Annotated in this window: 25 protein-coding genes; 16 read left to right on the plus strand and 9 right to left on the minus strand. The window is 67.7% G+C overall.

What is annotated here, in order from left to right:
- Positions 1-63 precede the first annotated feature (63 nt).
- From rsmI to ACFSM0_RS10125, 4 genes are read left to right on the plus strand one after another with little or no spacing between them, the layout of a single operon-like run.
- Positions 64-987 (plus strand): 16S rRNA (cytidine(1402)-2'-O)-methyltransferase, encoded by a 924-nt coding sequence (gene rsmI / locus ACFSM0_RS10110; RefSeq protein ID WP_377389939.1) that lies wholly within the window; start codon positions 64-66, stop codon positions 985-987.
- Complete coding sequence (locus ACFSM0_RS10115) at positions 980-1,357, plus strand: YraN family protein (protein WP_377389941.1); 378 nt, start codon at positions 980-982, stop codon at positions 1,355-1,357. Before rsmI ends, ACFSM0_RS10115 begins: the two co-directional genes overlap by 8 nt.
- Before the next feature lie 57 nt (positions 1,358-1,414).
- Positions 1,415-2,362, plus strand: a complete 948-nt coding sequence (gene gshB, locus ACFSM0_RS10120) for a glutathione synthase (protein WP_377389943.1) — start codon at positions 1,415-1,417, stop codon at positions 2,360-2,362.
- On the plus strand, positions 2,359-3,258 hold the full coding sequence (locus ACFSM0_RS10125) for an alpha/beta hydrolase (RefSeq protein ID WP_377389945.1): 900 nt from the start codon (positions 2,359-2,361) through the stop codon (positions 3,256-3,258). The genes gshB and ACFSM0_RS10125 overlap by 4 nt, the downstream gene beginning before the upstream one ends.
- Here the strand turns inward: ACFSM0_RS10125 and ACFSM0_RS10130 are convergent.
- Both ACFSM0_RS10130 and ACFSM0_RS10135 read right to left on the minus strand, forming a co-directional pair.
- Positions 3,255-4,769, minus strand: a complete 1,515-nt coding sequence (locus ACFSM0_RS10130; protein ID WP_377389947.1) for a YifB family Mg chelatase-like AAA ATPase — start codon at positions 4,767-4,769, stop codon at positions 3,255-3,257. The two genes, ACFSM0_RS10125 and ACFSM0_RS10130, sit on opposite strands and share 4 nt — an antisense overlap.
- 64 nt (positions 4,770-4,833) lie before the next feature.
- A complete protein-coding gene (locus ACFSM0_RS10135; RefSeq protein ID WP_377389949.1) occupies positions 4,834-5,526 on the minus strand; it encodes a glutathione S-transferase in 693 nt (230 codons plus the stop codon).
- 175 nt (positions 5,527-5,701) lie between these two features.
- On the opposite strand from ACFSM0_RS10135, the gene ACFSM0_RS10140 reads away from it, so the two are divergent.
- The 8 genes from ACFSM0_RS10140 to ACFSM0_RS10175 are packed head-to-tail and all read left to right on the plus strand — an operon-like array spanning position 5,702 to position 12,045.
- A complete protein-coding gene (locus tag ACFSM0_RS10140) occupies positions 5,702-6,580 on the plus strand; it encodes an RNA polymerase factor sigma-32 (RefSeq protein ID WP_377389951.1) in 879 nt (292 codons plus the stop codon).
- Positions 6,577-7,401 carry a ChaN family lipoprotein gene (locus ACFSM0_RS10145; RefSeq protein WP_377389953.1) on the plus strand — a complete coding sequence of 275 codons (825 nt, stop codon included), beginning with the start codon at positions 6,577-6,579 and terminating at the stop codon, positions 7,399-7,401. Before ACFSM0_RS10140 ends, ACFSM0_RS10145 begins: the two co-directional genes overlap by 4 nt.
- Positions 7,402-7,452: 51 nt before the next feature.
- Positions 7,453-8,664 (plus strand): bifunctional phosphopantothenoylcysteine decarboxylase/phosphopantothenate--cysteine ligase CoaBC, encoded by a 1,212-nt coding sequence (gene coaBC / locus ACFSM0_RS10150; RefSeq protein WP_377389955.1) that lies wholly within the window; start codon positions 7,453-7,455, stop codon positions 8,662-8,664.
- Entirely contained in the window at positions 8,661-9,128 is a 468-nt protein-coding gene (dut, locus tag ACFSM0_RS10155; protein WP_377389957.1) for a dUTP diphosphatase, read from the plus strand. Before coaBC ends, dut begins: the two co-directional genes overlap by 4 nt.
- Positions 9,129-9,131: 3 nt before the next feature.
- Entirely contained in the window at positions 9,132-9,377 is a 246-nt protein-coding gene (locus ACFSM0_RS10160) for a hypothetical protein (protein ID WP_377389959.1), read from the plus strand.
- A 9-nt stretch (positions 9,378-9,386) separates the two neighbouring features.
- The gene (locus tag ACFSM0_RS10165) at positions 9,387-10,427 is read left to right on the plus strand and encodes a HesA/MoeB/ThiF family protein (RefSeq protein WP_377389961.1); all 1,041 of its coding nucleotides are present in this window, start codon (positions 9,387-9,389) and stop codon (positions 10,425-10,427) included.
- 59 nt (positions 10,428-10,486) lie between these two features.
- A complete protein-coding gene (locus tag ACFSM0_RS10170; protein ID WP_377389963.1) occupies positions 10,487-11,263 on the plus strand; it encodes a transporter substrate-binding domain-containing protein in 777 nt (258 codons plus the stop codon).
- Positions 11,260-12,045: an amino acid ABC transporter permease gene (locus ACFSM0_RS10175; protein ID WP_377389965.1), complete on the plus strand. Its 786-nt coding sequence runs from the start codon at positions 11,260-11,262 to the stop codon at positions 12,043-12,045. Before ACFSM0_RS10170 ends, ACFSM0_RS10175 begins: the two co-directional genes overlap by 4 nt.
- Before the next feature lie 6 nt (positions 12,046-12,051).
- On the opposite strand, the gene ACFSM0_RS10180 is transcribed toward ACFSM0_RS10175, so the two are convergent.
- Both ACFSM0_RS10180 and ACFSM0_RS10185 read right to left on the minus strand, forming a co-directional pair.
- Positions 12,052-12,717, minus strand: coding sequence for a Hint domain-containing protein (locus tag ACFSM0_RS10180; protein ID WP_377389967.1), 666 nt, complete (start codon positions 12,715-12,717; stop codon positions 12,052-12,054).
- A gap of 186 nt (positions 12,718-12,903) precedes the next feature.
- A complete protein-coding gene (locus ACFSM0_RS10185; protein ID WP_377389969.1) occupies positions 12,904-13,554 on the minus strand; it encodes a sulfotransferase family 2 domain-containing protein in 651 nt (216 codons plus the stop codon).
- 126 nt (positions 13,555-13,680) lie between these two features.
- On the opposite strand from ACFSM0_RS10185, the gene ACFSM0_RS10190 reads away from it, so the two are divergent.
- A complete protein-coding gene (locus ACFSM0_RS10190; RefSeq protein WP_377389971.1) occupies positions 13,681-14,706 on the plus strand; it encodes a hypothetical protein in 1,026 nt (341 codons plus the stop codon).
- A gap of 15 nt (positions 14,707-14,721) precedes the next feature.
- On the opposite strand, the gene ACFSM0_RS10195 is transcribed toward ACFSM0_RS10190, so the two are convergent.
- The 5 genes from ACFSM0_RS10195 to ACFSM0_RS10215 form a co-directional block, all read right to left on the minus strand.
- A complete protein-coding gene (locus tag ACFSM0_RS10195; protein WP_377389973.1) occupies positions 14,722-16,416 on the minus strand; it encodes an SPOR domain-containing protein in 1,695 nt (564 codons plus the stop codon).
- A 77-nt stretch (positions 16,417-16,493) separates the two neighbouring features.
- On the minus strand, positions 16,494-17,126 hold the full coding sequence (upp, locus tag ACFSM0_RS10200) for a uracil phosphoribosyltransferase (RefSeq protein ID WP_377389975.1): 633 nt from the start codon (positions 17,124-17,126) through the stop codon (positions 16,494-16,496).
- A gap of 11 nt (positions 17,127-17,137) precedes the next feature.
- Positions 17,138-18,352: a phosphopentomutase gene (locus ACFSM0_RS10205; protein WP_377389977.1), complete on the minus strand. Its 1,215-nt coding sequence runs from the start codon at positions 18,350-18,352 to the stop codon at positions 17,138-17,140.
- The gene (locus ACFSM0_RS10210; RefSeq protein ID WP_377389979.1) at positions 18,349-19,671 is read right to left on the minus strand and encodes a thymidine phosphorylase; all 1,323 of its coding nucleotides are present in this window, start codon (positions 19,669-19,671) and stop codon (positions 18,349-18,351) included. Before ACFSM0_RS10210 ends, ACFSM0_RS10205 begins: the two co-directional genes overlap by 4 nt.
- Positions 19,672-19,682: 11 nt before the next feature.
- Positions 19,683-20,075, minus strand: coding sequence for a cytidine deaminase (locus ACFSM0_RS10215; protein ID WP_377389981.1), 393 nt, complete (start codon positions 20,073-20,075; stop codon positions 19,683-19,685).
- Between the two features lie 346 nt (positions 20,076-20,421).
- On the opposite strand from ACFSM0_RS10215, the gene ACFSM0_RS10220 reads away from it, so the two are divergent.
- From ACFSM0_RS10220 to ACFSM0_RS10230, 3 genes are all read left to right on the plus strand, one after another.
- Positions 20,422-22,317 (plus strand): propionyl-CoA synthetase, encoded by a 1,896-nt coding sequence (locus ACFSM0_RS10220; protein ID WP_377389983.1) that lies wholly within the window; start codon positions 20,422-20,424, stop codon positions 22,315-22,317.
- A gap of 191 nt (positions 22,318-22,508) precedes the next feature.
- Positions 22,509-24,071 carry a response regulator gene (locus ACFSM0_RS10225; RefSeq protein WP_377389985.1) on the plus strand — a complete coding sequence of 521 codons (1,563 nt, stop codon included), beginning with the start codon at positions 22,509-22,511 and terminating at the stop codon, positions 24,069-24,071.
- Positions 24,068-25,525, plus strand: coding sequence for a sigma-54-dependent transcriptional regulator (locus tag ACFSM0_RS10230; RefSeq protein ID WP_377389987.1), 1,458 nt, complete (start codon positions 24,068-24,070; stop codon positions 25,523-25,525). The genes ACFSM0_RS10225 and ACFSM0_RS10230 overlap by 4 nt, the downstream gene beginning before the upstream one ends.
- Positions 25,526-25,530 lie beyond the last annotated feature (5 nt).

The raw sequence follows: 25,530 nt of genomic DNA on the forward strand, positions 1-25,530 counted from the left end.
CGGGCGAGCCTAAGCGTTTCGTCTGATGAAGTAAACTTGGCACAAAGGCGGGACGGCAAAGCGATGACAACCGATGAGCGGGCAGACGAGGCGGGTGGCGAAGATCCGCCGGGCGCGGAGGCGCGTTTCGGCGCCGCGCCGCGCAGGCCCGCGCCGGGGTTGCATTTTCTCGCCACGCCCATCGGCACCGCGCGCGACATCACCCTGCGCGCGCTCGATACGCTGCAGATGGCCGATGTGCTCGCCGCCGAAGACACCCGCACGCTGCGGCATCTGATGGAGATCCACGGCATCCCGCTCAAGGGGCGCCCGCTTGTGGCCTATCATGACCATAATGGCGAACAGGCGCGCCCGCGCCTGCTCGCCGCGCTCGCCGAGGGCAAGGTCGTCGCCTATGCCTCCGAGGCGGGCACGCCCCTTGTTGCCGACCCGGGCTTTCAGCTTGGCCGTGCCGCGATTGCCGCCGGACACCCTGTGTTCGCCGCCCCCGGCCCCTCGGCGGTGCTGGCCGCGCTCACCGTCTCGGGCCTGCCGTCGGACCGGTTTCTGTTTGCGGGCTTTGCGCCCAACACCCAAAGCGCCCGCCGCAAATGGCTGCGCGAAATGGCCGATCTGCCCGCAACCGTGATCCTTTACGAATCCCCCAAGCGGATCGGTGCAATGCTTGAAGACCTCGCCGCCGAATTCGGCGCCGAGCGCGCCGCGGTGCTCTGCCGCGAGCTGACGAAGCGCTTTGAAGAGGTGCGCCGCGGCACCATTGCAGAGCTGATCGCAAGCCTTGCCGCCGCGCCGATCAAGGGCGAGATCGTGGTGCTGGTGGACCGCCCGCACGGCCCGCGCGCGGGCGCCGAGGATATCGAGGCGGCGCTGAAGGCCCGGCTCGATCACATGAGCGTGAAAGATGCCGCCGCCGAGGTGGCCGAGGCGCTCGGGCTGAAGCGGCGCGACGTGTATCAGCGGGCGCTGGCGCTCGCACGCGATGACTGAGTCGCGCCGCAGCCGGGGCGCGATGGCGCATCACGCGGGCGCCTCCGCCGAGGCGCAGGTCGAGGCGCGCTACCGCGCCGACGGGTTTGAGGTCTGCGCCCGCCGCTGGCGCGGGCAGCACGGCGGCGAGATCGACCTGATCGTGCGGCGCGCGGGGCTGATCGTCTTCGTCGAGGTGAAGTGCTCAACCACGCATGCCGAGGCCGCCGCGCATCTGGGCCCGGCACAACTGCGGCGCATCGCCCGCTCGGCAGAAGAGTTCCTCGCCCTTGACCAAGCCCCCCTCGCGCCCGATATCAGGTTCGACCTCGGCCTTGTCGATGCGCGGGGCGAAATCGAAATAATTCAGAATGCCCATATGTTTGACTGAACCGCGCCGGCCCCGGATGGTGCCAAGCGGCGGTCACGGGGCCAAGAAGGGGGCGTCATGGCCTTGAAAGTCGCGCTGCAAATGGACCCGATCGCCGCGATCAATATCGACGGCGACAGCACCTTCCGCATTGCGCTGGAAGCGCAGGCGCGCGGCCACAGCCTGTTTTACTACACGCCCGACAAGCTCTTTTACCGGGAGGGGCACGTGCGCGCGCGCGGCTGGCCGCTGGAGCTGCGCCGCGAGAAGGGCAACCACTTCACCCTTGGCGCAGAGACCGAGGTGGATCTCGAAAGCTTTGACGTGGTCTGGCTGCGCCAGGACCCGCCCTTTGACATGGGCTACATCACCACCACCCACTTGCTGCAGCGCATCCACCCCAAAACGCTCGTCGTCAATGATCCGTTCTGGGTGCGCAACTTCCCCGAAAAGCTCCTTGTGCTCGACTTCCCCGATCTGACGCCGCCCACGCTCGTTGCGCGCGATCTGCAGGTGATCCGCGATTTCAAGGCCGCGCATGGCGATGTGATCCTCAAGCCGCTTTACGGCAATGGCGGCGCGGGGGTGTTCCGGCTCGATGAAAACGACCGTAACATCGCCTCGCTGCATGAGCTGTTCACCGGCATCAACCGCGAGCCGCTGATCGTGCAGAAATACCTGCCCGCCGTGACCAAGGGCGACAAGCGGATCATCCTTGTGGATGGCGAGCCGGTGGGCGCGATCAACCGCGTTCCGGCGGCCGGCGAAACGCGCTCGAACATGCATGTGGGCGGGCGCCCCGAGCCGACCGCGCTCACCGCACGCGAGCGCGAGATCTGCGCCGCCATCGGGCCGACCCTGCGCGAAAAGGGCCAGATCTTCGTGGGCATCGACGTGATCGGCGACTGGCTGACCGAGATCAACGTCACCTCCCCCACCGGCATTCAGGAGCTTGAGCGCTTCGACGGCACCAATACCGCGCAGCGGATCTGGGAGGTCATTGAAGCGAAGAGGGCGCAGCCATGAGCCTGCAGCTGAAAGCGCTCAACCTTGGCCTTCGGGTCATGGCCAAACCCTATCTCGCCCGTGTCACGAAGCCCGCAAGACTGCGCGCCGACATGGAATTCTGGTCCGGCCTGCTGTGGCGCGCCGCGCCCTTCACCGTAAGCCTACCTCTTGCGCTTGGGGGCCGCCCCGCGCTTTCGATCCGCTCGGGGCGCGCGCATCCGGGCGCGGTGATCTTGCATTTTCATGGCGGCGCCTTCATCGCGGGCAGCCCCGCCACACACCTGCCGATGCTCTCGCGCCTTGCGCGCCTTGCCCGGCTGGAGGTGATTGCCCCCGATTACCGGCTCGCACCCGAACACCCCTTCCCCGCCGCGCTCGAAGATGCCGTGGCGATCTTTGATGATCTCGTCAGCACAGGTTTTGCGCCGGAGCGGATCGTGCTCTCGGGCGACAGCGCCGGGGCAGGGCTTGCGCTCTCCTTGCTGGCAAAGCTTTGCGCGCGCGGCACAATTCCCGCCGGGCTCATTGCCATGTCGCCCTGGACAGATCTCACCGGCGGCGCGCCCTCGCTCGTGCTGCTGGAAGATGCCGATCCGATGCTGGTGGCGGGCCGGATGGAGGAGGTGGCAGGCTATTACCTGCAGGGCCACAGTGCCGAAGACCCGGCGGCCTCGCCGCTTTTTGCCGATTATCCGGGCTGCCCGCCGGTGCTGTTGCAAACCTCCGAGCGCGACATCCTGCGCGACGATGCGCTGCGCCTTGAGCACAAGCTGCGCGATGCGCGGGCCGATGTCACGGTGCAGCTCTGGCCCGAGGCGCCCCATGTCTGGCAGATGTTTGACGGCTGGGTGCCCGAGGCCCGTGCCGCGCTGCGTGACGCGGCGATGTTTGCGCGCAAGGCGCTCGCCCTCTAGCGCGCCTGCGCGAAAGAGAGCCGATAGCTCACCGCCTCGGCGAGGTGGGGCGCCCGCACCGCTGCCGCGCCCTCAAGGTCTGCAATCGTGCGCGCGGTGCGCAGCACCCGGTGATAGCCCCGCGCGGTCAGCCCGAACCGCTCGGAAACCTTGCCCAGAAGCTCCCGCCCCTCGGCATCAAGGGGCGCGATCTCTTCGAGCACCGCGCCCTCCGCCTCGGCATTCACCCGCAACTGCGGATGCGCGTCAAACCGGCGCGCCTGCACCGCCCGCGCCGCTGCCACCCGTGCGGCGACCGTGGCGGACCCCTCTCCCGCCGCAGGCAGATCAAGCGCGCGCCAATCCACCCCGGGCACTTCGATGCGCAGATCGAACCGGTCCATCAACGGCCCCGAGATCCGGCCCAGATAATCTTCGCCGCATTGCGGCACGCGCGAACAGGCGCGGGCCGGATCGCCAAGATAGCCGCAGCGGCAGGGGTTCGCCGCCGCGATCAGCAAAAACCGGCAGGGGTAGCGCACATGCGCATTGGCGCGGGCCACCACCACCTCTCCGGTCTCGATCGGCTGGCGCAGGGTCTCCAGCACCGCGCGCGGAAATTCCGGGAATTCATCCATGAAGAGCACGCCGTTATGCGCAAGGCTCACCTCGCCCGGTCGCGCCGCGCGCCCGCCGCCGATCATCGCCGCCATCGAGGCGGTGTGATGGGGCTCGCGAAACGGGCGCGCGCGCGAAATGCCCCCCTCGCTCAACAGCCCCGAGAGCGAATGCACCATCGAGGTCTCCAGCGCCTCGACCGGCGAGAGCGGCGGCAAGATCCCCGGCAGCCGCGCCGCGAGCATCGACTTGCCAGAGCCGGGCGGGCCCGCCATGAACAGATGATGCCGCCCCGCCGCGGCGATCTCCAGCGCGCGCTTGGCACGCTCCTGCCCCTTCACATCGCGCAGATCCTTGGGAGAGGGGTCCATCACCACCTCCCCCGGCACCGAAGGGGCGAGCGGGTGTTGCCCGCTCAGATGGCGCAACGCCTCGGTCAGCGTTGCGGGGGCAAAAACCGGCGTGGCGCCCACCCAGGCGGCTTCCGGCCCGCAGCCCGAGGGGCAGATCAGCGCCTTTTCCGCCTCTGCCGCCGCCATCGCCGCAGGCAGCGCACCAAGCACCGGCACCAGCCGCCCGTCGAGGGCAAGTTCGCCAATGGCGACAAGGCCCTCCACCTCTTCGCGCGGCACAATCTCGATAGCAGCCAAAAGCGCCAGCGCGATCGGCAAGTCGAAATGCGAGCCCTCTTTGGGCAGATCGGCGGGCGAAAGGTTGATGGTGATGCGCCGCAGCGGCAGCGCGATGGAGAGCGCGGCCAGCGCCGCGCGCACCCTCTCCTTCGCCTCGCTCACCGCCTTGTCAGGCAGCCCCACCAGCGTGAAGGCGGGCATGCCGGTGGCGAGCGCGCATTGCACCTCGACAAGGCGCGCCTCAACGCCCTCAAAGGCCACCGTATAGGTGCGCGCAACCATCCTTCCCCCCCTCGTTACATCACGAGCATGGGGGCGGAAGGCGCCATGGATCAAGGATTTTCGCTTACGCCAGCGGATCGGGCCAGGGCCGGGTCGGCCAGTCGCGCTTGTAGAAGGGCTGATCGGGGCCCTCTTCGGCGCCCTCGGCCCGCCAGGCCCGAAAATCGGCATCGGCGAGCCAGGTGCTCACATAGGCCTGCGCCGCAGCGCCCACGGGCAGGTTATAGCCCGCGATCCGCGCCGCAACGGGCGCAAAGAAGATATCGGCCACCGAGCAGCGCGCGCCAAAGAGCCAAGGCCCCTCTGCCCCGAACTCGGCTTGCGCCATCGCCCAAAGCGCCTCGATCCGGGCCAGATCCTCCAGCACCGCCGCGGGCGGGGCGCATTCCTCGTAACTCACGCGCAGGTTCATCGGGCAATGGTTGCGCAACGCGCCAAAGCCCGCATGCATCTCTGAGGCGAGCCAGCGCGCCACGGCGCGGGCCTCCGGCGCATCAGGCCAGAGCCCCGCCTCGGGGTGCCGCTCGGCGAGCGTTTCGGCAATTGCGAGCGTCTCGCCAATCACCCGCCCGGAGGGCAGACGCAGCGCAGGCACAAGCCGCGCGGGGGCAAATTCACTCAAAAGCCGGGTGAAATCGTCGCAATAAAGGCGCCCGCTGTGCGTGGTGACAGCGATTCCCCCTTTTGCGAACAAAAGCCACCCGCGCAGCGACCAGCTCGAATAGGACCGGTCACCAATTGCAAGTTCATAGCCCATGAGCACCTCCCGTGCGCGGAATCCTATGGGAATTCCCGTGGCTTACAATGGCGAATTCCGCACAGTGATTTTTTTGTGATGCACAGTGCAACCAAAAGACATTCCAGATCGTTTCTGTCAGAGTGGATGCAGTGAGCACGCCAACAGCGGGTTGGGAGACCCGAGGAGACTGGACATGGCACTCGATGGAATGACCGACGACACTTTGGCGCGCCAGGCAATGCGCGCCGAATACCTCGATGCAGAAACCGAAGCGGCCCTTGCCCGCGCATGGCGAGACAGGCGCGACGAGGCTGCCCTGCACCGGCTGGTAAGCGCCTATATGCGGCTTGCCGTGGCAATGGCGGCAAAGTTCCGCCGCTACGGCGCGCCGATGAATGACCTCATTCAGGAAGCCTCGCTTGGGCTGATGAAGGCCGCCGACAAGTTCGACCCGGACCGGGGCGTGCGGTTTTCGACCTATGCGGTGTGGTGGATCAAGGCCTCGATCCAGGAATTCGTGATGCGCAACTGGTCGATGGTGCGCACCGGCTCGACCTCGTCGCAAAAGGCGCTGTTCTTCAACCTGCGCCGGGTGCAGGCGCAGATCATCCGCGAGGCGGCGGCCGAGGGCATCGAGCTTGACGGCGCCGAGCTGCGCGAGCGGGTGGCGGTGACGATCGGCGTGCCGATTGCCGATGTCGAGATGATGGAGGGCCGGCTTTCGGGCTCCGATTTCTCGCTCAATGCGCCGCAAAGCTCGGAGGATGAGGGCCGCGAATGGGTCGACGCGCTGGAAGACGAGGGCGCAGGCCCGGAGCTTCGGGTGAGCGAGGCACATGACGGTCAACGCATGCGCGACTGGCTTGGCGAGGCGATGGACAACCTTTCTGGGCGCGAGCGCTACATCGTCGTGCAACGGCGGTTGATCGACGAGCCGCGCACGCTTGAGAGCCTTGGTGCCGAACTTGGCCTGTCGAAAGAGCGGATCCGCCAGCTTGAGGCGCAGGCCTTTGGCAAGATGCGCAAAAGCCTTGAGACGCATGGCCCCGAGGTGGCGACACTGCTGCAATGAGGCTGCTTGGCACGCTGATCCCGCTCGGGCTTCTGGCCCTTCCCGCCGTGGCCGAAGAGATTTCGGCCGCGGATTTGCCCGCACGGGTTCTGGCCGAAGCGCCGCAAGTGCTGGTGCTGGGCGAAATCCATGACAACCCCGGCCATCACCAAAATCAGGCCGCCGCCGTGGCCGCACTGGCCCCCAAAGCGCTCGTGTTCGAGATGCTCTCGCCCGAACAGGCGGCACAGGTGACACCAGAATTGATTGCCCAGCCCGCCAAGCTGGGCGAAGTCCTGGGCTGGGAAGCGGCGGGCTGGCCCGATTTCGCGCTTTACGCGCCGATCTTTGCAGCGGCGCCCGAGGCAAAGATCTACGGGGCCGCGCTGCCGCGCGCGCAGGTCCGCCGCGCCTTCACGGAGCCGCTTGACGCGCTTTTGCCCGAGGGCGCGCGTTACGGGCTCGACACCCCCTACCCTGCGGACGTGCAAACGGAACTTGAAGCCGAAACGCAGGCCGATCACTGCGATGCGCTCCCCCCCGAGATGCTGCCCGGCATGGTCGCGGCGCAACGCCTGCGCGATGCGGCCTTTGCGCAGACAACGCTTGCCGCACGCGCGCAAACCGGCGGCCCCGTCGCGCTGATCACGGGCTCGGGCCATGCCCGCACCGACCGCGCCGTGCCCGCCTTGATTGCGCGCGCCGATCCGGCGGTGCGGCTGCTCACGCTCGGCCAGCTGGAACGGCCTGCAGAGGGCGAGATCGACCCCGATCAACCCTTCGACATCTGGATCGTCACCGATCCCACGCCCCGCGAAGACCCCTGCGCCGCCTTCCGCTAGCTTGCGCCGGGGCCTTGGGCGCCCTACAGCTTGGGCAGAAACGGAGGGCCCATGTTGCACGGCAAACGTATTCTGCTGATCATCGGCGGCGGTATCGCGGCGGTGAAATGCCCCGAACTGATCCGCGCGCTTCGCGCCGAGGGCGCGGCGGTGACGCCGGTTCTCACGCAGGCGGGCGAGCATTTCGTCACCCCGACCGCGATCTCGGCGCTTGCCGGAGAGGCCGCCCATACCGCGCTGTTTGACCTCACCCGCGAGGCGGAGATCGGTCATATTCAGCTCAGCCGCGCCGCCGATCTGGTGGTGGTGGCGCCCGCGACAGCGGATTTGATGGCAAAGATGGCGGCGGGCCTCGCGGGCGATCTGGCCGCGACCTTGCTTTTGGCCACCGACAAGCGGGTGCTGATCGCGCCCTCGATGAATGTGCGGATGTGGCACCACCCGGCCACGCAACGCAACCTTGCGCAACTGAAAGCCGACGGCATCCTGACAGTGGGCCCCAATGCGGGCGACATGGCCTGCGGCGAGCACGGGCTGGGACGGATGGCCGAGCCCGCCGAAATTCTCGGCGCGATCCGCGCCGCGCTGGCCGAAGGGCCGCTTTCGGGGCGGCATATGATCGTCACTTCCGGGCCGACGCATGAGCCGATCGACCCGGTGCGCTATATCGCCAACCGCTCCTCGGGGGCGCAGGGCACGGCGCTGGCCGCCGCGCTGCGCGATCTGGGCGCGCGGGTGAGCTTTGTCACCGGCCCGGCCAGCGTGCCGCCGCCCACGGGCGTCGAGGTGATCCGGGTCGAGACCGCGCGCGAGATGCTTGCCGCCGTCGAGGCGGCGCTGCCCGCCGATGTGGCACTTTTTGCCGCTGCGGTGGCGGATTGGCGCGTTGTCAATGCCGCGGGGCAAAAGATGAAGAAAGACGGCTCCGGCCAAGCGCCTGCGCTCACCTTTACCGAAAACCCGGATATTCTCGCCACCGTCGCGCAGATGGGGCAAGGCCGCCCGCCGCTTGTGATCGGCTTTGCCGCGGAGACGGAGACGGTCGAGGCGCATGCCGTGGCCAAACGCGCCCGCAAGCGCTGCGACTGGATCGTGGCGAATGACGTGAGCCCGGAAAGTGGTGTGATGGGCGGCCCGGAAAATGCCGTGACAATCATTGACGCGGCGGGAACCGAGCATTGGCCGCGGATGCCCAAGGCCGAGGTGGCCGAACGGCTCGCCGCCCGCATCGCCAAAACGCTTGCAACGCTGGAGACGCCATGACCCCCGAGATCAAGGTTTTGCGCGAGGACTGGGCCGACCCGGAGGTGGCGCTTCCCGCCTATGAAACGCCCGGCGCCGCGGGGGCGGACCTGCGCGCGAACCTGCCGCCCGAGAGCCGCAACGCCGGGCTGACGCTTGCGCCAATGGCGCGCGTGATCGTGCCAACGGGGCTCAGGGTGGAGATCCCCGCAGGCTTCGAGATGCAGATCCGCCCGCGCTCGGGGCTTGCGTTCAAGCATGGGCTGAGCCTGCCCAACACGCCGGGCACGATCGACAGCGATTACCGCGGCCCGCTCGGGGTCTTGCTGATCAACTTTGGCGCCGAGCCCTACACGATCCACCACGGCGACCGGATCGCGCAAGCGGTGGTGGCGCCGGTGGTGCAGGCACGCTATAGCCTCGCCGAGACGCTGGGCGAAACCGACAGGGGCGCCGGCGGCTTTGGCTCGACGGGAAGGAAGTAGGGTATGCAGGGTTTGTTTGTTCTGGCGATTGTCGCCCTTCTGGGGCGCGCGATGAAGGCGCCGCCGAAGGCCATCGCGGCGATCCTCGCGCTGATCTGGGCGGGCTTCACGGCGGGGCATCTCTTCTTCAAAAACCCCGATGCGCCGCTGCGCGCGATTTCGGGCGGCTCGCTCACGCTCTGGCTTGCCGTTGGCGCCGCCGGGGCCGTTGGCTTTGCCGTCTGGACATTCTTGCGGCAACGGCGCTGACCGGCGGCGATGGCCGGGCTGATCCTTCTCGGTGTGATTGCCCTTCTGGGGCTGGTGCTGAAGGCGCCGCGCCGGATGGTGCTTGCGATGCTGGCCATCCTCTGGGCGAGCTATGTCGCGGCGCATGCGCTTTTTTCCGCGCCCGAGCATCCGCTGCGGCAGATGATCGGCGGCTCGCTCGCGGGCTGGGTCGGGCTTGGCGTCGTGGCCGCGATCGTGCTCGCCTATCACTGGGGGCTTGCAAAACTGCGCGCCCGCGCCGCTGCGCCGGTGCAGACCCCGCAAGGCCCGTTTTCCTCCGCCGAGCTGGAGCGCTACGCCCGCCATATCCTGTTGCGCGAAATCGGCGGGCCGGGGCAAAAACGGCTCAAGGCGGCGCGCGTGCTCGTGGTGGGCGCGGGCGGGCTCGGCTCTCCCGCGCTCCTTTACCTCGCCGCCGCGGGGGTGGGCAGGATCGGCGTGATCGACCCGGACCGGGTCTCCGCCTCGAACCTGCAACGGCAGGTGCTCTTTCGCGATGCCGATATTGGCAAGCCCAAGGTCTTTGCCGCCGAGGCGGCGCTCAAGGCGCTCAACCCCTTCATCACGATCCGCCCCTATGACCGCGCCTTCAGCGCCGAAATCGGCGCGGATCTCGTGGCCGAGTATGATCTCGTGCTCGACGGCTGCGATGATTTCGAGACTCGGCAGGCGGTCAACCGCGCCTGCGTGGCACAGGGCGTGCCGCTCCTTTCCGGCGCCATCACGCAATGGGAGGGGCAGCTCAGCCTCTATCATCCGGCGACGGGCGCACCCTGTCTGGCCTGCCTCTTTCCCGCCGCCCCCGCACCGGGGCTCGCGCCAAGCTGCGCCGAGGCCGGGGTGGTGGGGGCGCTGCCGGGCATCATCGGCGCGATGATGGCCGCCGAGGCGATCAAGGAAATCACGCAGGCAGGGGCGAGCCTACGCGGCCAGCTTGTGCTGCAAGATGTGCTCTTTGGCGAAAACCGCCGGGTCAAGGTGCGCCCAGATCCCGGCTGCCCGGTCTGCGCCGCCGCGCGCCGGGCCTGACGCTGGACAGAGGCGCGCACCGCGCATAGCCTCGCGCAAAATCGCAGACGGAGTTTTTCATGCGTCTCCCCCTCTTCGCCGCCGCCCTCCTTGCCGCGTCCCCCGCGCTTGCAGACCTCCCCGATCTGGGCGGGCGCGCGGTCACCGTGGTGACCGAAAACGCCTATCCGCCGCTTCAGTTCATCGACGCGTCGGGCGCGGCGGTGGGCTGGGAATATGACGCGATGACCGAGATCGCAAAGCGCCTCCACCTCACTGTCAGCTATGAGCATTCGAGCTGGGATGCGATGATCCCCGCGGTTTCGGCGGGCCAGTTCGACATCGGCATGACCGGGATCACCATCCGCGACGACCGCAAGGAAGCGGTGGATTTCTCCCGCCCTTACATGCGCTCGGAAATGGTGATGCTGGTGCGCGGCGACGAAAGCCGGTTTTCCGATGCTGCCTCCTTTGCCGCCAACCCCGATTTGCTGATGGCCGCACAGCCCGGCACCACGCCCTTTTACGTCGGCGTTTATGACGTGCTTGATGGCAACGAGGCCAACCCGCGCATCCGCATGTTTGAAACCTTCGGCGCCGGGGTCGCGGCGCTGCGCGCGGGCGATGTCGATCTTGTGCTGACCGATGGCACCGCGGGCGAGGGCTATGTGGCCGCCTCCGAGGGCGCGCTGAAGATCGTGGGCGAGAAGCTCGGCACCGAGGATTTCGGCTTCATCTTCCCGAAGGGCTCCGACCTCGTCGCCCCGGTTGATGCCGCGATTGCCGACATGCAGGCCGATGGCACACTCACCGCGCTGACGAAAAAGTGGTTCCTCGATTACAAGCTCGGGGAATGACGCCAAAACCCGAGCGCGATTTTCCGTGGTGGCTGGTGGTGCTGGCGCTGGCCGGGGCGGGCTTTGCCCTCGCCGTGGCGCGCGACCCGCTGCATGCGAAAATATTTTCCATGCTGGCCAAGGGGATCGGCGTCACCCTCTTTGTCACGCTGGTGGCCTTTGCGGGCGCGCTGGTGGCCGGGCTCGGGCTCGCGCTTGCGGCGCTCTCGCGCGCGCTGGTGCTGCGCCAGCTTGCGCGGCTTTATACCGAGGTGATCCGCGGCGTGCCGATCATCGTGCTGTTGCTCTACGTCGCCTTCGCGCTGGTGCCGCTTGCGATTGCGGGCTGGAATGCGCTCGGCCTGCCCCCGGTCTCGGTGCGCGACGTGCCGCTTCTGGCCCGCGCCATCCTCGCGCTGATCCTTGCCTATTCCGCCTTTCTGGCGGAGGTGTTTCGCGCCGGGCTCTTGTCGGTCGATCCGGGCCAGATCGAGGCGGCCAAGGCGCTTGGCCTTTCGCGCGGCCAAAGGTTCCGGCTGATCGTGCTGCCGCAGGCGCTGCGCACGATCCTGCCGCCCCTGGGCAATGATTTCGTGGCGATGGTGAAGGACAGCTCGCTCGTTTCCGTGCTCGGCGTTGCCGATGTGACGCAACTCGGCAAGGTCGCCGCAGCGGGCAACTTCCGCTATTTCGAGACCTATAACCTCGTTGCGCTGATCTATCTGGCGCTCACCATCACGCTCTCGCTTTTGCTGCGCAAGCTGGAGGCGCATCTGCGCCGGCGTGGCCCCGGGGCGGATTGACCCGGCTCAGAGCCGCTCCGCCGCCCTCAGATCGGCAACGATCTCGCGCGCGGCCTTCAACGAGAGCACGGAATAGCCCGCCGCCGCCTCCAGAAACGCGCCAATCGGGTGGCCATGTACCGAACCGCAATGAATGAGCCCGGTGCCATTGGCATAGAGCACCTCATCCTCGTCGCATTCGAGCACCACCACCTCGATGCGCTGATGCGGCGTGATCCGGTCGATGCCGCGCCAGCCCTCAAGCGCCGCCGCCGGGATCAGCGCGAACGGATCGCCATAACGGATTTCCGCCAGATCGCTCTCCACCAGCACGCTTTGTTCGGGCAACAGCAGCATCGGCGCGCCATTGCCCAGCGCGTCCGTGGGCACGGCGAGCGGCTTGAGCGGGCGCGGGCAGGCACTCGGCCCGGCAAAAAGCGGGCTGCGCCTGACCCGGCGCACCGGGCGCAAACCGTGGTCGAAGGTCATCACCAGATCATTCACCGCGATCGCCTCCGCCGGGCGCCAGCCCATCGCGGTGGCGATATGGGTGCCCGCAACGATCCCCTCCGCCAGCCCGCGGTCTGAAATGGTCCCGGCCTGCGGCACGGCAAAGAACGTCTCAAACGCGGACCCGGCCTGAACCACGCCCCTCGCACGTTCGGCAAGTTTTGCGGTGTGAACTCCGAACATCCCCATTTCCCTCGCTGCGCCGGTCTTCGCCGGGTGTTTCCATGAGGCCATTGCGGGTGATTCCCGCGCAGTTTCCGGGGCGCCTTTGCGGCACAAAAAGGGCATTGATGCGGATGTCGCGCCAATCCTGCGCATGCAGGGCAGATTGTTGACGCAAGCTGCGGCAATCGGCTTGCGCGCGTAAACCTAGCCAAAAGAATAGTGAAATTGCGCGATGTCCGCAGCCGCGAATCGCGCCACCGCCGCCGCCGTGGCGTCGGTGTAATAGGGGCGCCAGTCGCGCGCTCGGGCGGAGGCGTTGCGGCGCGCCAGCGGCGCGAGGCGAAAGCCCAGATGCGCCTCAAGCGCCTGCGCATCCTCGGCAAAATGCTCAAGCCGCAGAAAATGCGCCCCCGGCACCGGGCCTGAAGCAAGAGCCAAATAGCGCGCCGCGGGCCATTGCGCGATGGTCGCGGCGGTTTCGGGATGCGTGACAAAAGACGCAAAGTCGAGCGCCTGCGCCAAGCCCACCGCCGGATGCGCAAAGCTTTGCGCCCGCAGCCAGTGGTAATAGCTCACCATCCTGTCCCAGGGGTTGCGCACCAGCGTGAAGGTGAACCACGCTTGCGCCTCGGCCTCGGTATAAAGCCCGACCGCATCGGCAAGGGTCGCGTGTTTCCACAACCGCCCCGCCGTCGTCACCCCTTTCAGCCGCCCCTTGCGGCGGCGGGCCTTCTCGGTGTCCCCCACCAGAATGTCATCCGCCATCGCGCGTGCCTCAAGCGCCGCGGCAAGCGCGGTGCCGCCGGTTTTGGGGATATGCACGAAAATGTAACGCCGCCCCGGTGAAACGATCATGGCGCAACTCTAACGGGCCGCCGCCGCAATGACGAGAGGGCGCGCGCCCCCCAGAGGCGGATTGACCCCCGCCCGCCTTCCGCTATTGTTTGTGGCCAGACACCAGCCGGACCCAAACCCTAGATCATGACCGCCCTGCCCCAATATGAAAGGCTTGAAGCCCCCGGCCTGTGGCGGGAAACGCCGCAAGCCCAGCGGCGCGAAGTGATCGTGTCTTTCGGCGATACGTCTTTGGTGATCTCGGATGACCGCTCCACTGCCGCGCTCGCGCATTGGTCGATGGCGGCGGTGGTGCGGCGCAACCCGGGCACGCGGCCCGCCATTTTTGCCCCCTCCGAAGACCCCGGCGAAGAGCTTGAGATCAGCGACGAGACGATGGTTGAGGCGATCGAAAAGGTGCAGGCCCTGATCGAGGCCCACCGTCCGCATCCGGGGCGGTTGCGGCGGATCGGCTGGGTCAGCACCGCGGTCGTGGCGTTGCTGGGGGTTGCGCTGTGGCTGCCCGGCGCGCTCATCGATCAGGCCGCGCGTGTGCTGCCCGCGCCCAAGCGCGAAGAGATCGGGCGGCTGGTGCTTGCCGATCTTGAGCGCTCCACCGGGGTGGCCTGCCATTCAAGCGCGGGGGATGCGGCGCTCGAAGCGCTGGCCGAGCGGCTTGGTGACATGGTGCAGATTGCGGTCTTGCCGCATCAGCTTGGCGGCGCGCGGATCCTGCCCGGAGGGGTGGTGGCGCTGGGACAAGATACGCTGATCGGGCTCGATACGCCCGAGGTGGCGGCAGGTGCGATCCTCGTGGCGCGACAGGCGCAGGCGGGCGAGGCGCCGGTGCATGCGCTCTTGGCTTGGTCGGGGGCGGTCTCGGCGCTCCGGCTCCTTGTCACCGGAGATCTGCCGGCGCGCGAGATCGCGGGCTATGGCGCGGCGCTCATTGCAACGCCTGTCGCTTTGCCGCAGCGCCCCGCCGAAACCGATGCCCTGCTCGCGGCCTTCAAGGCTGCGGGCGTGGCCTCCACACCCTATGCCTATGCGCTTGACCCGACAGGGGAAACGGTGCTGAGCCTGATCGAGGCAGATCCGTTTCGCGGCGCGCCCGCGCCCGAACCGGTGCTTCCCGATGCGCAATGGCTCGCGCTCAAAGATATCTGCTCGTAACGCGCGAAGCCGGGATCAGCGGCGCAAGATCACCGCGCCAAACCCCGCCGCGCGCACGGTCGCAAGGGCGGAGCGCGCATCCGCGAAGGGGCCGGCCAGAACCACCGAAAGCCCGCGCGCCGTTGTTGCGCTCGCCACCGGCAGCCCCGCCGCAGCAAGCCGCGCCTTGGCCGCGGCAGCATTCGTCGCAACGCCGAACGTGCCCACCTGCACATAGCGCGGGGCGGCGGCGGGGGCCAATGTCGCACCGGTCCCGGACATGGATTTGGAGGATACACGCGCAGCCGCAGCCGCCCCCGGCGGCACGATCCGCAGCCGGTCGGGCGTGGTGGTGGTGATCTGGCGGGCGGGCACCTGATTGGTCCAGAGCACGCCCTGCTCGGCATCGCCCTGCACCGTGCGCGGCCCGCGGAACGGGTTCAGGCGGCCATCCTCAAAAGCGGGCTTGTAGCCGGTGCGCCCCGCTTTCGAACGCACGATCACCGGCGCGAGGGTAAGCTGGCCGGTGGGGCTGCGCACCTGCACTGCCTCGGGCACCAGCGGATTGCCCGCGCTGCTCACCGTGCGCGGCATCGGCGGGGCGCTCGCGGCATAGCCCGTGCCGCCATACATCGGCGCGGAAACCGTGGCGCCCGCGACCACCGGCCCAATCGCGTAACCTGTGCCGCCCACCATCGGAGCGGTGGCGACCGAGCCCGAGACATAGGGCGAGACATATCCGCCCGGCCCAGCCGCGACCTGCAGCCCCGGCACCGCGGCGGTATTGATGAAGGCCACCGGATCGGTCGTTTGCGCGCCGCAGCGCACCACGGTGCGGCCATCGGAAAGCCGGAAGCGCTGCGCGCTCACAGTCCCCGCCGGGCAGGAGGTGGCGCCGGGCGCCACGACTTCGCTCGACAGGATCGTCGCCGCAGCGCTGGCCGTGCCGGGCAGCGGCATCGGATTGTGGTAGCGCACCTTGGTGGCCGGGCTCACAGGTGCACCGGTTGCGCCCGCGACATAGGGCGAAACATACCGCCCCGGCGCCGATGCGACCGGCGCAGGCGCCGCCACGGGGGAGGCCACGGGGGCGGCCGGGCGCGCGGTTGCGGCGCGCGGCGCAGGCGCCGGCGCGCGGTTGATCCGCGGCGGGGTTTCGGTCAGGGCGACCGTGGCCATCGGCTTGCCGACAAACGGTGTCGGCGCAAAGGGCGATGCGGGGCGACCGGGGGCCGCCACGGGCGCCTCTGCCACCGCCGCTTTCGGAGCGGGGCCCGGAATGATCGTCGGCGCGGGCGCAGGCGAGGGCGTGGGGAAGAGCGCTGCGACCGAGCCGGGGGCGGGCGATGCCGCCTTGGCGGCGGGGGCCGGTTCGGGCGCCGGAGCCGCGGCGGTTTGCCGGGGCGCGGCAGAAGGCTGCGGCGCCGGTTCGGGCTGCGGCGCGGGCGGGGCGGAGCGCGCCACATCGAGCACCGGCGCATCGGCGCCGAGGCTTGGCTGGTAGCCACAAAGCTGCTGGCGGTTGCGGCCCACACGCGGCACCCAGTTCACCACATCGCCGTAGCCCGCGCGCACGAACACGCAGCCCGCGCTGTCGACATATTGCCGGCCCTTGTAGCTGGCGGGCGGCACCTCTGCCGGACCATTCAGTGTGAAATCGGCAAAAGCCGCCGAGCCTGCGCAGACGGCGGCAAGCGCCGTCGCGGCCAGAAACACCCCATAGCGCCGCATCTCGCCCCCCATGACCTTTTTGCAAAAAATGCCGCAGGACGGGGAGCGAGTAAAGGGAAAAGCGGCGGAATTATGGCTTATTTGGTGCCGAACATGCGGTCGCCCGCATCCCCTAGACCCGGCACGATATAGCCATGGTCGTTGAGGTGGCTGTCGATCGCCGCCGTCACAATCGGCACATCGGGGTGTGCTTCGCGCATCCGCGCGATCCCCTCCGGCGCCGCAAGCAGGCACAGGAAGCGGATGTTCTTCGCGCCCTTGTCCTTCATCAGCTGCACCGCCGCCGCCGAGGAATTGCCGGTGGCAAGCATCGGATCGACCACGATCACGGTGCGGTCTTCAAGCTCGGCGGGCACCTTGCAGTAATATTGCACCGGTTGCAGCGTCTCCGGGTCGCGGTAAAGACCGACAAAGCCCACCCGCGCCGCCGGGATCAGCTCAAGGATCCCGTCGAGAAGGCCGTTGCCCGCCCGCAAGATCGAGATCAGCGCGAGTTTCTTGCCCTCAAGGATCGGCGCATCCATTTCACACAGCGGCGTTTCGATCCGCTTGGTGGTCAGGTCGAGGCCGCGGGTGACTTCATAGGCGAGCAAAAGCGAGATCTCGCGCAGAAGCTGGCGGAAGGAGGCCGTCGAGGTCTCTTTCTCGCGCATCAGCGTCAGCTTGTGCTGCACGAGCGGGTGGTCGACGACCGTAACCTGTTCATCCATGGGGTGTCCTTTCAAAGAAAGCTGCGGCCGGGGCCGGAGGGGGCGAGGCCCAGATGGGCGGCAACCGAGGCGCCGACATCGGCATAGGCCACCTGCCCCACGGCGCGCAAGCCGATCCCGTGGCCCAGCACCGGAACCCGCTCGCGGGTGTGGTCGGTGCCGCGCCAGGTGGGGTCATTGCCGTGATCGGCGGTGAAGAGCGCCAGATCGCCACGCTTGAGCGTGGGCAGAAAGCGGCCCAGCGCGGTGTCGAACCATTCGAGCGCGCGGGCATAGCCCGAGACATCGCGACGGTGGCCGTAAAGGCTGTCGAATTCGACAAAATTGGCGAATGTGAGGCTGCCGGGCTCCGCCTCGTGGCCAAGCCGGATCAGATGCTCCATCAGATCGGCATCGCCCCGCCCCTTGTGCAGATGGGTGATGCCGCGATGCGAGAAAATATCTCCAATCTTGCCAATTGCATGGGTGGTGCGCCCCGCCGCCTCGGCCCAATCCAGAAGCGTCGGCGCGGGCGGCTCGATGGCAAAATCGCGCCGGTTCGGGGTGCGCGTGAAGGCGCCGGGTGCGCCGGTGAAGGGGCGCGCGATGACACGGCCCACCTTCATCGCATGGAGCCGCGGCGCGATGGCGCGGCACAGATCCAAAAGCCGGTCGAGGCCGAACGCCTCTTCATGCGCGGCAATCTGGAACACGCTGTCCGCGGAGGTGTAACAGATCGGCCAACCGGTGCGGAGATGCTCTGCGCCAAGCCGCTCGATGATCGCGGTGCCGGGGGCGTGGCAATTGCCAAGGATGCCCTCGGTCCCGGCCGCATGGCAGACCGCAGCGACAAGCTCGGCGGGAAAGCTGTTCTCGGTGTCGCGGAAATAGTGCCAGTCCCACGGCACCGGCACGCCCGCAAGCTCCCAGTGGCCCGAGGGCGTGTCCTTCCCGCGCGAAACTTCGCTGGCGGCGCCCCAGAGGCCATGGGGCTGCGCCCCCAGCCCGGCGGGGCGGATGCCGGAGGCAAGCGCGCAGGCCGCACCGAGGCCGAGCGCATCGAGATGGGGGAGCCTGAGCGGCCCCGTGCGCCCCTCTTCGGCGCGCCCTGCGGCACAGGCGGCCGCAATATGCGCAAGCGTATTGGCGCCCGTGTCGGGCTCGCCCTCATTGAAAAACGTATCGGCATCCGGCGCGCCGCCGATGCCGACCGAATCCAGCACGATCAGAAAGGCGCGGGGCTTCATTTCAGATCCTCCACGCCGATCCGGCAGTGGATGAGCGGCGGCTCTTCGGGCGGATCGTCAGAGATCACATAGGCCGCCCGCACCATTGCTGCGGCGCGCTCGGCCCGGCTGGCATCCGCGGCATGAACGAGGCAGAGCACCTCGCCCGGATCGACCTCTTCGCCAATCGAGGCCAGCCCGGACAAGCCGACCGAAGGATTGATCCGGTCAGAGGCAACAAGCCGCCCGCCGCCCAGATGCACCACCGCTTCGCCCAGCGCGCGGGCATCGACGCGCGCCACATGCCCACGGCGCGCGGCGGGCACGGGCACGATCACCGGCGCGGCGGGGAGCCGATCCGGGAAGCGCTCGACAAAGTCGAAAGGCCCGCCCAGCGCCGCCACCATCTGCCCGAATTTTTCGGCCGCACGGCCGGATTCGATTGCCGAGTCGATCATCTCCGCGCCGTCGTCGAGCGTGTCCGCCTTGCCCGCAAGGCGCAGGGCCTCACCGCCCAGCGCCGCCGTCACATCCCAAAGCGCCTCATTGACGGCGGAGCCGGTGAGCGTTTCCATCACCTCAAGCACTTCGAGCGCATTGCCCGCCGAATGGCCGAGGCTCTGGCTCATGTCGGTGATCAGCGCCGAGGTGTGGCACCCGGCGCCATTTGCCGTGCGCACAAGGCTCTCGGCCAGGGCCTTGGCATCCTCCATCCGCGCCATGAACGCGCCCGAGCCGACCTTCACGTCAAGCACCAGCGCGCCCAGCCCCGCGGCGAGCTTTTTCGACAGGATCGAGGCGGTGATCAGATCAATGCTCTCGACCGTGCCGGAAATGTCCCGGATGCCATAAAGGCGACGGTCGGCGGGGGCGATCTCGTCGGTGGCGCCAACGATGGCGCAGCCGACCTCGCCCACCACCTTTTTCAGCGTCGCCACACCCGCCAGCGCCTTGTAGCCCGGGATCGTCTCCATCTTGTCGAGCGTGCCGCCGGTATGGCCAAGGCCGCGCCCGGAGATCATCGGCACATAAACCCCGCAGGCGGCAAGCGCGGGCGCAAGGATCAAAGAAACCGAGTCGCCGATGCCGCCGGTGGAATGCTTGTCGAGCACCGGGCCCGGCAGATCCCACGCCAGCACCTGCCCGGAATCGCGCATCGCGCGGGTCAGCGCCACGCGCCCGGCCGGACCGATGCCGCGGCACAGCACCGCCATTGCAAAAGCCCCGGCCTGCGCATCGGAGACCGTGCCATCGGCCAGCCCGCGCGCAAACCAGCCCGCCGCCTCTGCCGAAAGTCCCTTGCCGTCGCGCACCGCCATGATGATCGTGCGGGCGTCCATGATCGCTCCCATCACACGTTGTCCATGTGGCGCGCGTCGAACCGGCCGGGGAGCAAGGCGCCGATCGTGGTGTCGAACCGCCCGCCCGCCGTGGTGGCAAGCACCACCGGCACATCTTCTGCGCCGAATTCCGCAAGCTTCTGGCGGCAGCCACCGCAGGGCGGCACGGGGGCGGGGCTGTCGGCGATCACGGCAACTTCGGTGAGCCGGGTCTCGCCCGCCGCGACCATCGCCGCAATCGCCCCCGCCTCGGCGCAAGTGCCCTCGGGATAAGCGACATTCTCGACGTTCACGCCACGATAGATGGTGCCCGAAGCGCCGCGCACAGCCGCCCCCACCTTGAAGCGCGAATAGGGCGCATAGGCGTTCTCACGCACATCGCGCGCGGCGTCGAGCAAGCTCATGGGGCAGCCTCCGAAAACGAATGATCTGCATGATCCTGCGCCGCGCTTGGCGCGGGTGCAAGGGGGCCAACGCAGCCCGCCCTCGCGCCCGACTCGCCCCCGCAGACCCGGCGCAGCCCCCTCGGGGCAACGTGACGCAGGCGAACTTTGCAAACTCTACAAATTTTGCAAATTTCCGCTATCCACTCCTGCTCCTGAAAACTTTTCCGAGCTTTGCAAAAGTTTGCGCTAAACATACGCCCCAGTTCTGCAAATTTTTGGCCGAACCCGGCCGCTGCGGCCGCAAGAATCTTGCACAAATCTTTCTGTCTGAATAACAAGCTTGCACGTGAGGAGGGAGGATACCATGGGATACAATGAGGTCTATGGCGCGTGGAAAGCGGATCCGGAAGGATTCTGGATGGATGCGGCGAAGGGCATCGACTGGGTCGAGCCGCCTTCGAAAGCTTTCTTCCAGCAAGGTCCGGCCGGGGAATGGTTTGCCGATGCCAAGGTGAACACCTGCTGGAACGCCGTCGACCGTCATGTCGAGGCGGGCCGGGGCGATCAGATCGCGATCATGCACGAAAGCCCGATCACCCATGCGACCAAGGGGATCACCTACAAGGAACTTCAGGCGCGGGTTTCGAGCCTTGCCGGCGCGCTGCGCATGCGCGGCGTGGAAAAGGGCGACCGCGTCATCATTTACATGCCGATGATCCCCGAAGCGCTCGAGGCGATGCTCGCCTGCGCGCGGATCGGCGCGATCCATTCCGTCGTGTTCGGCGGCTTTGCGGCGCACGAACTCGCCGTGCGGATTGACGACTGCACGCCCAAGGCGATCATCGCGGCCTCCTGCGGGCTCGAACCGAACCGCGTCGTGCACTACAAGCCGCTTCTGGATTCCGCGATCGACCAAGCCACCCACAAGCCCGAATTCTGCGTCATCTTCCAGCGCGAGCAGGAAGTGGCGAAACTCGTCGAAGGCCGGGACTTTTCGTGGCACGGCTTCCAATATGGCGTGAAGCCCGCCGAATGCGTGCCGGTTGATGGCAATCACCCCGCCTATATTCTCTATACTTCCGGCACCACCGGCGCCCCCAAGGGCGTTGTCCGCGCCACTGCGGGGCATCTTGTGGCGCTGAACTGGTCGATGAAGGCGATTTACAACATCGAGGCGGGGGACCGCTTCTGGGCCGCCTCGGACGTGGGTTGGGTCGTCGGCCACAGCTACATCTGCTACGCGCCGCTGCTGGTGGGGGCAACGACCGTCGTGTTCGAGGGCAAGCCCGTCGGCACGCCGCATCCGGGCGTGTTCTGGCGCATCATCCAGAACCACCGCATCAAGAGCTTCTTCACCGCGCCGACCGCGCTCCGCGCGATCCGCCGCGAAGACCCGACCGGCGAATACATCAAGCGCTACAAGCTCCACGAGATGCAGGCGCTGTTCCTCGCGGGGGAACGGGCCGACCCGGATACGGTGAACTGGGCGCGCGAACATCTGGGCGTGCCGGTGATCGACCACTGGTGGCAAACCGAAACCGGCTGGGCGATTGCGGGCAACCCGCTCGGAATCGAGCTTCTGCCGGTCAAGGTCGGCTCGCCGACCAAGGCGATGCCCGGCTATGACGTGCAGGTGCTGGATGAGGGCGGCCACCCGGTGCCCGCGGGCACGCTGGGCTCGATCGCCATCAAGCTGCCGCTGCCGCCCGGCACCCTGCCGACGCTGTGGAACGCCGAAGATCGCTTTGTGAAGAGCTATCTGAGCCACTTCCCGGGCTATTACGAAACCGGCGACGCGGGCTATCTGGATGAGGATGGCTATGTCTACATCATGGCGCGCACCGATGACGTGATCAACGTCGCGGGCCACCGGCTCTCGACCGGCGCAATGGAAGAGGTGCTGGCCTCGCACCCGGATGTGGCCGAATGCGCGGTGATCGGTGTTGCCGATGAGCTCAAGGGGCAACTGCCGATGGGCTTTTTGTGCCTCAACAAGGGCTGCGCCAAGGCCCATGCCCAAGTGATCAAGGAATGCGTCAACCTTGTGCGCGACCAGATCGGCCCGGTGGCGGCGTTCAAGCTGGCCGTGGTGGTGGATCGGTTGCCGAAAACGCGCTCCGGCAAGATCTTGCGCGGGACGATGGTGAAGATCGCCGATGGCGAACCCTTCAAGATGCCCGCGACAATCGACGACCCCGCGATCCTCGACGAGATTGCGGCCGCGCTGAAAACGCTGGGCTTCCCCGCCGTGGCGGCCTGAGCAAACCCCGGTGCGGGCCCCCTTCGGGGCCTGCACGCCCTTTTGAAGGCCATGCGAAAGATGTCGCGCGACGTGCCGCGGCTTGGGGGATGCGTCTGCCCGGGTGCGGCAATTTGTGTTTTTAGACTATTTCTGTCACGGATCTCTTGATTTGATTCCAGCTTGTCGGAATCATTTCATCAGGTCCGACCATGAACAAACACTTGTCAACATCTGGCATAGAGGTGGATACCTCGGAGCCCGGCGACACCGCGCGCCTGGGGCGGTTGATGCTTTTGGGGCATGACCTGCGCGCTGCGGTCTCGGATATTCTCGCGGGCTTGCGGCTGTTGCCCGATCAGGATCTCGATCCGCAAACCCGTCTGCAACTCGAGCGGATGCGCGCCGCGGGCGAAGACATGGCGCGGCTGATCGAGGAAGGGATCGAGATCGTCACCGATCAGACGCTGGGGCCGCTGCGCCACACCGTGCAACTGACCCGGCTGATTTGCGATATCGAGATGCGCTGGAGCGCGCGGGCACAGGAAAAGGGCCTCGGCTTCCAGATCGCGATCACGCCCGATGTGCCGATGCAGATCCGGCTCGACCGGATCGCGCTGGAGCGGGTGCTCTCCAACATGCTCTCGAATGCGGTCAAGCATTCCCGGCGCGGCACCGTGCGGCTGATCGTGAGTTGCGTCCCCGACACCTCGGACGACAGGCGCGCCGTGCCGGGCGGCGCGTGGCTGCGCCTTGCGGTCACGGACGAAGGGCCGGGCTTTGCCCCCGATCTGCTCGCCCCCCCCGGCGCGGGCTCCACGGCCTTGCCGGGCCGGGGCGGCCATGGGCTTGGGCTTTTTATTGCGCGGCAGATGGCGCAACGGCTCGCGGCGGATTTCGAGATCTTCAATCGTGCCGAGGGCGGCGCGGAGGCGCGCCTTTCGATCCCGCTTGCCGACCTGCTTCCCGACGAGTTGCAAACGGCGCAGGCCCCGCCTGATCTGCGCGGAAAACGCGTGCTGGTGGCAGAGGATTCTGCCCTCAATCAGGCGGTTCTGGCGCATATGCTGACCACGCTCGGGGCCGAATGCCACACGGCGGGCGATGGCGTTGCGGCACTTGAGCTGCTGGAAACGGGCACCTATGACCTTGCCGTGATCGATGTGGAAATGCCCCGTCTGTCGGGGCTTGAGCTGATGCGAACGCTGCGCACCGGCGGCGGGCGGCATGCGGGCATTCCGATTGTCGCCGCAACCGCTTATGTGCTGCGGGCCAATCGCGATGCCATCGTTGCCGCCGGCGCCGATGCGATGGTCTCCAAGCCGATCGACACGATCGACGCGCTCGCCGAGGCGATCAACCTCGCGCTTTCCAATACCGAGACCGCCGATCCGACAGCCGCACTGGCGACCGCGCCGCCGCTTCTCGACACGCAGGTGTTCGAGGCGCTGTTGCAGCTCACAGGGCCGGACGGCGTGCTCAATCTGCTCTCGCGCGTGCTCGATGATCTGATCCGGGTCGAACGTGGCCTCGTGGCCGGGCTGTCGGAGGGCAATCCGACCATGATCTGCGCCGATACCCATGTGTTGATCTCGGTCGCCGGATCTTTGGGCGCCTGGCCGCTGCGCGCGCTGGCCGAAGATCTCGCAAGCGCCGCCCGGGTCAAGGATCTGGCCGCCGTACGCATGATCGGCCGTTCGGTTCTGGCCCAGATCGACCGGCTGATCGCCCATGTCGTCCGCAAACGGCAAGACCTGACCGGAGAGCGGACATGACCCGCGACAGCACTGCCCAACTGGCCACAAGCCCCGCGCCGCGCCCCTTCCCGCAAACCGCCGCGAATGACGGCGCGGAGATCCCGTTCGATCCGGTCGACATCCTGATCGTCGAGGATACCGCCTCGATGCGCACGATCTACGAAGCGCATATGCGCCGCGCCGGCTATCGCACCCTTGCGACCGGCACCGCCGGCGAGGGGCTGGAGCTCTTCCGCCATCACCCGGTGACGGTGGTGCTGCTGGATCTGATGCTGCCCGACCGCGACGGGCTCGACCTCCTCGTCGATCTGCTTGCGCTGCGGCCGGAGACTTCGGTGGTGGTGATCGCTGCCGAACGCTCGACCGACCGCACGGTGACGGCGATCCGCCGCGGCGCGCTCGATTACCTTGTGAAGCCCGTCAGCGAGACCCGGCTGATGGAAGCGGTAGAAGCCGCGCGCCGGGCCGCAAACCGCGCCCTGCCGCCCCAGTCAGCCGGGGCGCGCGAACCGGTGGGCGATTTCATGGGAACATCGCCGCCGATGCGCGCGGTCTACGCCCGCATTCGCGCCGCCGCGCGCTCGATGGCCCCGGTTGCCATTGAGGGCGAAACCGGCTCCGGCAAGGAACTCGCCGCGCTGGCGATCCACCGGCTCTCAAACCGGGCGCAGGGCCCGTTCATCGCCCTCGACTGCGGCGCGATGACCGCCGACCGCTTCGATTCAGAGCTTTTCGGCCATCGCCGCGGCGCCTTTGCGGGCGCCATTTCCGACCGGCTTGGCGCGGCGGAAATGGCCGACGGCGGCACGCTTTTGCTCGATGAAATCTGCGAATTGCCGCTTGCGCTGCAGCCGAAACTTCTGCGGTTCCTGCATGGCGGGATCGTGCGCCCGCTTGGCGCGGAATCGGCGCGGCGGGTCAACCTGCGCATCCTTGCCACCTCTTCGATCCCGCTTGAGCAGGCGATGCGCACCGGGCGGCTGCGCGAGGATCTTTATTACCGGCTGATGGTCGTGCCGCTCGCGATGCCGCCGTTGCGCGCCTGCCGCGATGATATTCCGGTGCTCGCCGAGAGCCTGTTGCACCGCTTTGCCGCGCTTGAGCGGCGCAGCTTTTGCAAGATCGCCCCGGAAGCGATGGCGCTTTTGCAAGCCTATGACTGGCCGGGCAATGTGCGCCAGCTCGGCAATGTGCTGCGCGCGGTGGCCGTAACGCAGGAAAGCGTGACCCTGACCCCGGAGATGCTGCCCGAGGCGCTGCAGGCGGGCGCGGCGCACCACGGCCTGCCGCAAGGAGATTTGCGCATGGAAGAGAGCGCGGGCTTTGACGGGCTCACCCTCGCCGATCTGGAGCGCGCCGCGATCGAGGCCGCGCTGGAACGCCACGAGGGCGCCGTGCCGCGGGCCGCGGCCGATCTTGGCGTTGCGCCCTCCACGCTTTACCGCAAGCTTGAAAGCTGGCGGAAAGACTAGCTGGG

The sequence above is a fragment of the Rhodobacter lacus genome, assembly GCF_042683065.1.
Classification (GTDB): Bacteria; Pseudomonadota; Alphaproteobacteria; order Rhodobacterales; family Rhodobacteraceae; genus Rhodobacter; species Rhodobacter lacus.

Bases quoted from the DNA above. Each gene is read 5' to 3' on its own strand.
- ACFSM0_RS10225 (WP_377389985.1), top strand. From the start codon at position 22,509: ATGAACAAACACTTGTCAACATCTGGCATAGAGGTGGATACCTCGGAG.
- ACFSM0_RS10210 (WP_377389979.1), bottom strand. From the start codon at position 19,671: ATGGACGCCCGCACGATCATCATGGCGGTGCGCGACGGCAAGGGACTT.
- ACFSM0_RS10190 (WP_377389971.1), top strand. From the start codon at position 13,681: ATGACCGCCCTGCCCCAATATGAAAGGCTTGAAGCCCCCGGCCTGTGG.
- upp (WP_377389975.1), bottom strand. From the start codon at position 17,126: ATGGATGAACAGGTTACGGTCGTCGACCACCCGCTCGTGCAGCACAAG.
- ACFSM0_RS10170 (WP_377389963.1), top strand. From the start codon at position 10,487: ATGCGTCTCCCCCTCTTCGCCGCCGCCCTCCTTGCCGCGTCCCCCGCG.
- ACFSM0_RS10180 (WP_377389967.1), bottom strand. From the start codon at position 12,717: ATGTTCGGAGTTCACACCGCAAAACTTGCCGAACGTGCGAGGGGCGTG.
- ACFSM0_RS10125 (WP_377389945.1), top strand. From the start codon at position 2,359: ATGAGCCTGCAGCTGAAAGCGCTCAACCTTGGCCTTCGGGTCATGGCC.
- ACFSM0_RS10130 (WP_377389947.1), bottom strand. From the start codon at position 4,769: ATGGTTGCGCGCACCTATACGGTGGCCTTTGAGGGCGTTGAGGCGCGC.
- ACFSM0_RS10115 (WP_377389941.1), top strand. From the start codon at position 980: ATGACTGAGTCGCGCCGCAGCCGGGGCGCGATGGCGCATCACGCGGGC.
- ACFSM0_RS10205 (WP_377389977.1), bottom strand. From the start codon at position 18,352: ATGAAGCCCCGCGCCTTTCTGATCGTGCTGGATTCGGTCGGCATCGGC.
- ACFSM0_RS10230 (WP_377389987.1), top strand. From the start codon at position 24,068: ATGACCCGCGACAGCACTGCCCAACTGGCCACAAGCCCCGCGCCGCGC.
- ACFSM0_RS10165 (WP_377389961.1), top strand. From the start codon at position 9,387: ATGGCCGGGCTGATCCTTCTCGGTGTGATTGCCCTTCTGGGGCTGGTG.
- ACFSM0_RS10185 (WP_377389969.1), bottom strand. From the start codon at position 13,554: ATGATCGTTTCACCGGGGCGGCGTTACATTTTCGTGCATATCCCCAAA.
- ACFSM0_RS10140 (WP_377389951.1), top strand. From the start codon at position 5,702: ATGGCACTCGATGGAATGACCGACGACACTTTGGCGCGCCAGGCAATG.
- dut (WP_377389957.1), top strand. From the start codon at position 8,661: ATGACCCCCGAGATCAAGGTTTTGCGCGAGGACTGGGCCGACCCGGAG.
- ACFSM0_RS10135 (WP_377389949.1), bottom strand. From the start codon at position 5,526: ATGGGCTATGAACTTGCAATTGGTGACCGGTCCTATTCGAGCTGGTCG.
- ACFSM0_RS10175 (WP_377389965.1), top strand. From the start codon at position 11,260: ATGACGCCAAAACCCGAGCGCGATTTTCCGTGGTGGCTGGTGGTGCTG.
- coaBC (WP_377389955.1), top strand. From the start codon at position 7,453: ATGTTGCACGGCAAACGTATTCTGCTGATCATCGGCGGCGGTATCGCG.
- ACFSM0_RS10220 (WP_377389983.1), top strand. From the start codon at position 20,422: ATGGGATACAATGAGGTCTATGGCGCGTGGAAAGCGGATCCGGAAGGA.
- ACFSM0_RS10145 (WP_377389953.1), top strand. From the start codon at position 6,577: ATGAGGCTGCTTGGCACGCTGATCCCGCTCGGGCTTCTGGCCCTTCCC.
- gshB (WP_377389943.1), top strand. From the start codon at position 1,415: ATGGCCTTGAAAGTCGCGCTGCAAATGGACCCGATCGCCGCGATCAAT.
- ACFSM0_RS10195 (WP_377389973.1), bottom strand. From the start codon at position 16,416: ATGCGGCGCTATGGGGTGTTTCTGGCCGCGACGGCGCTTGCCGCCGTC.
- rsmI (WP_377389939.1), top strand. From the start codon at position 64: ATGACAACCGATGAGCGGGCAGACGAGGCGGGTGGCGAAGATCCGCCG.
- ACFSM0_RS10215 (WP_377389981.1), bottom strand. From the start codon at position 20,075: ATGAGCTTGCTCGACGCCGCGCGCGATGTGCGTGAGAACGCCTATGCG.
- ACFSM0_RS10160 (WP_377389959.1), top strand. From the start codon at position 9,132: ATGCAGGGTTTGTTTGTTCTGGCGATTGTCGCCCTTCTGGGGCGCGCG.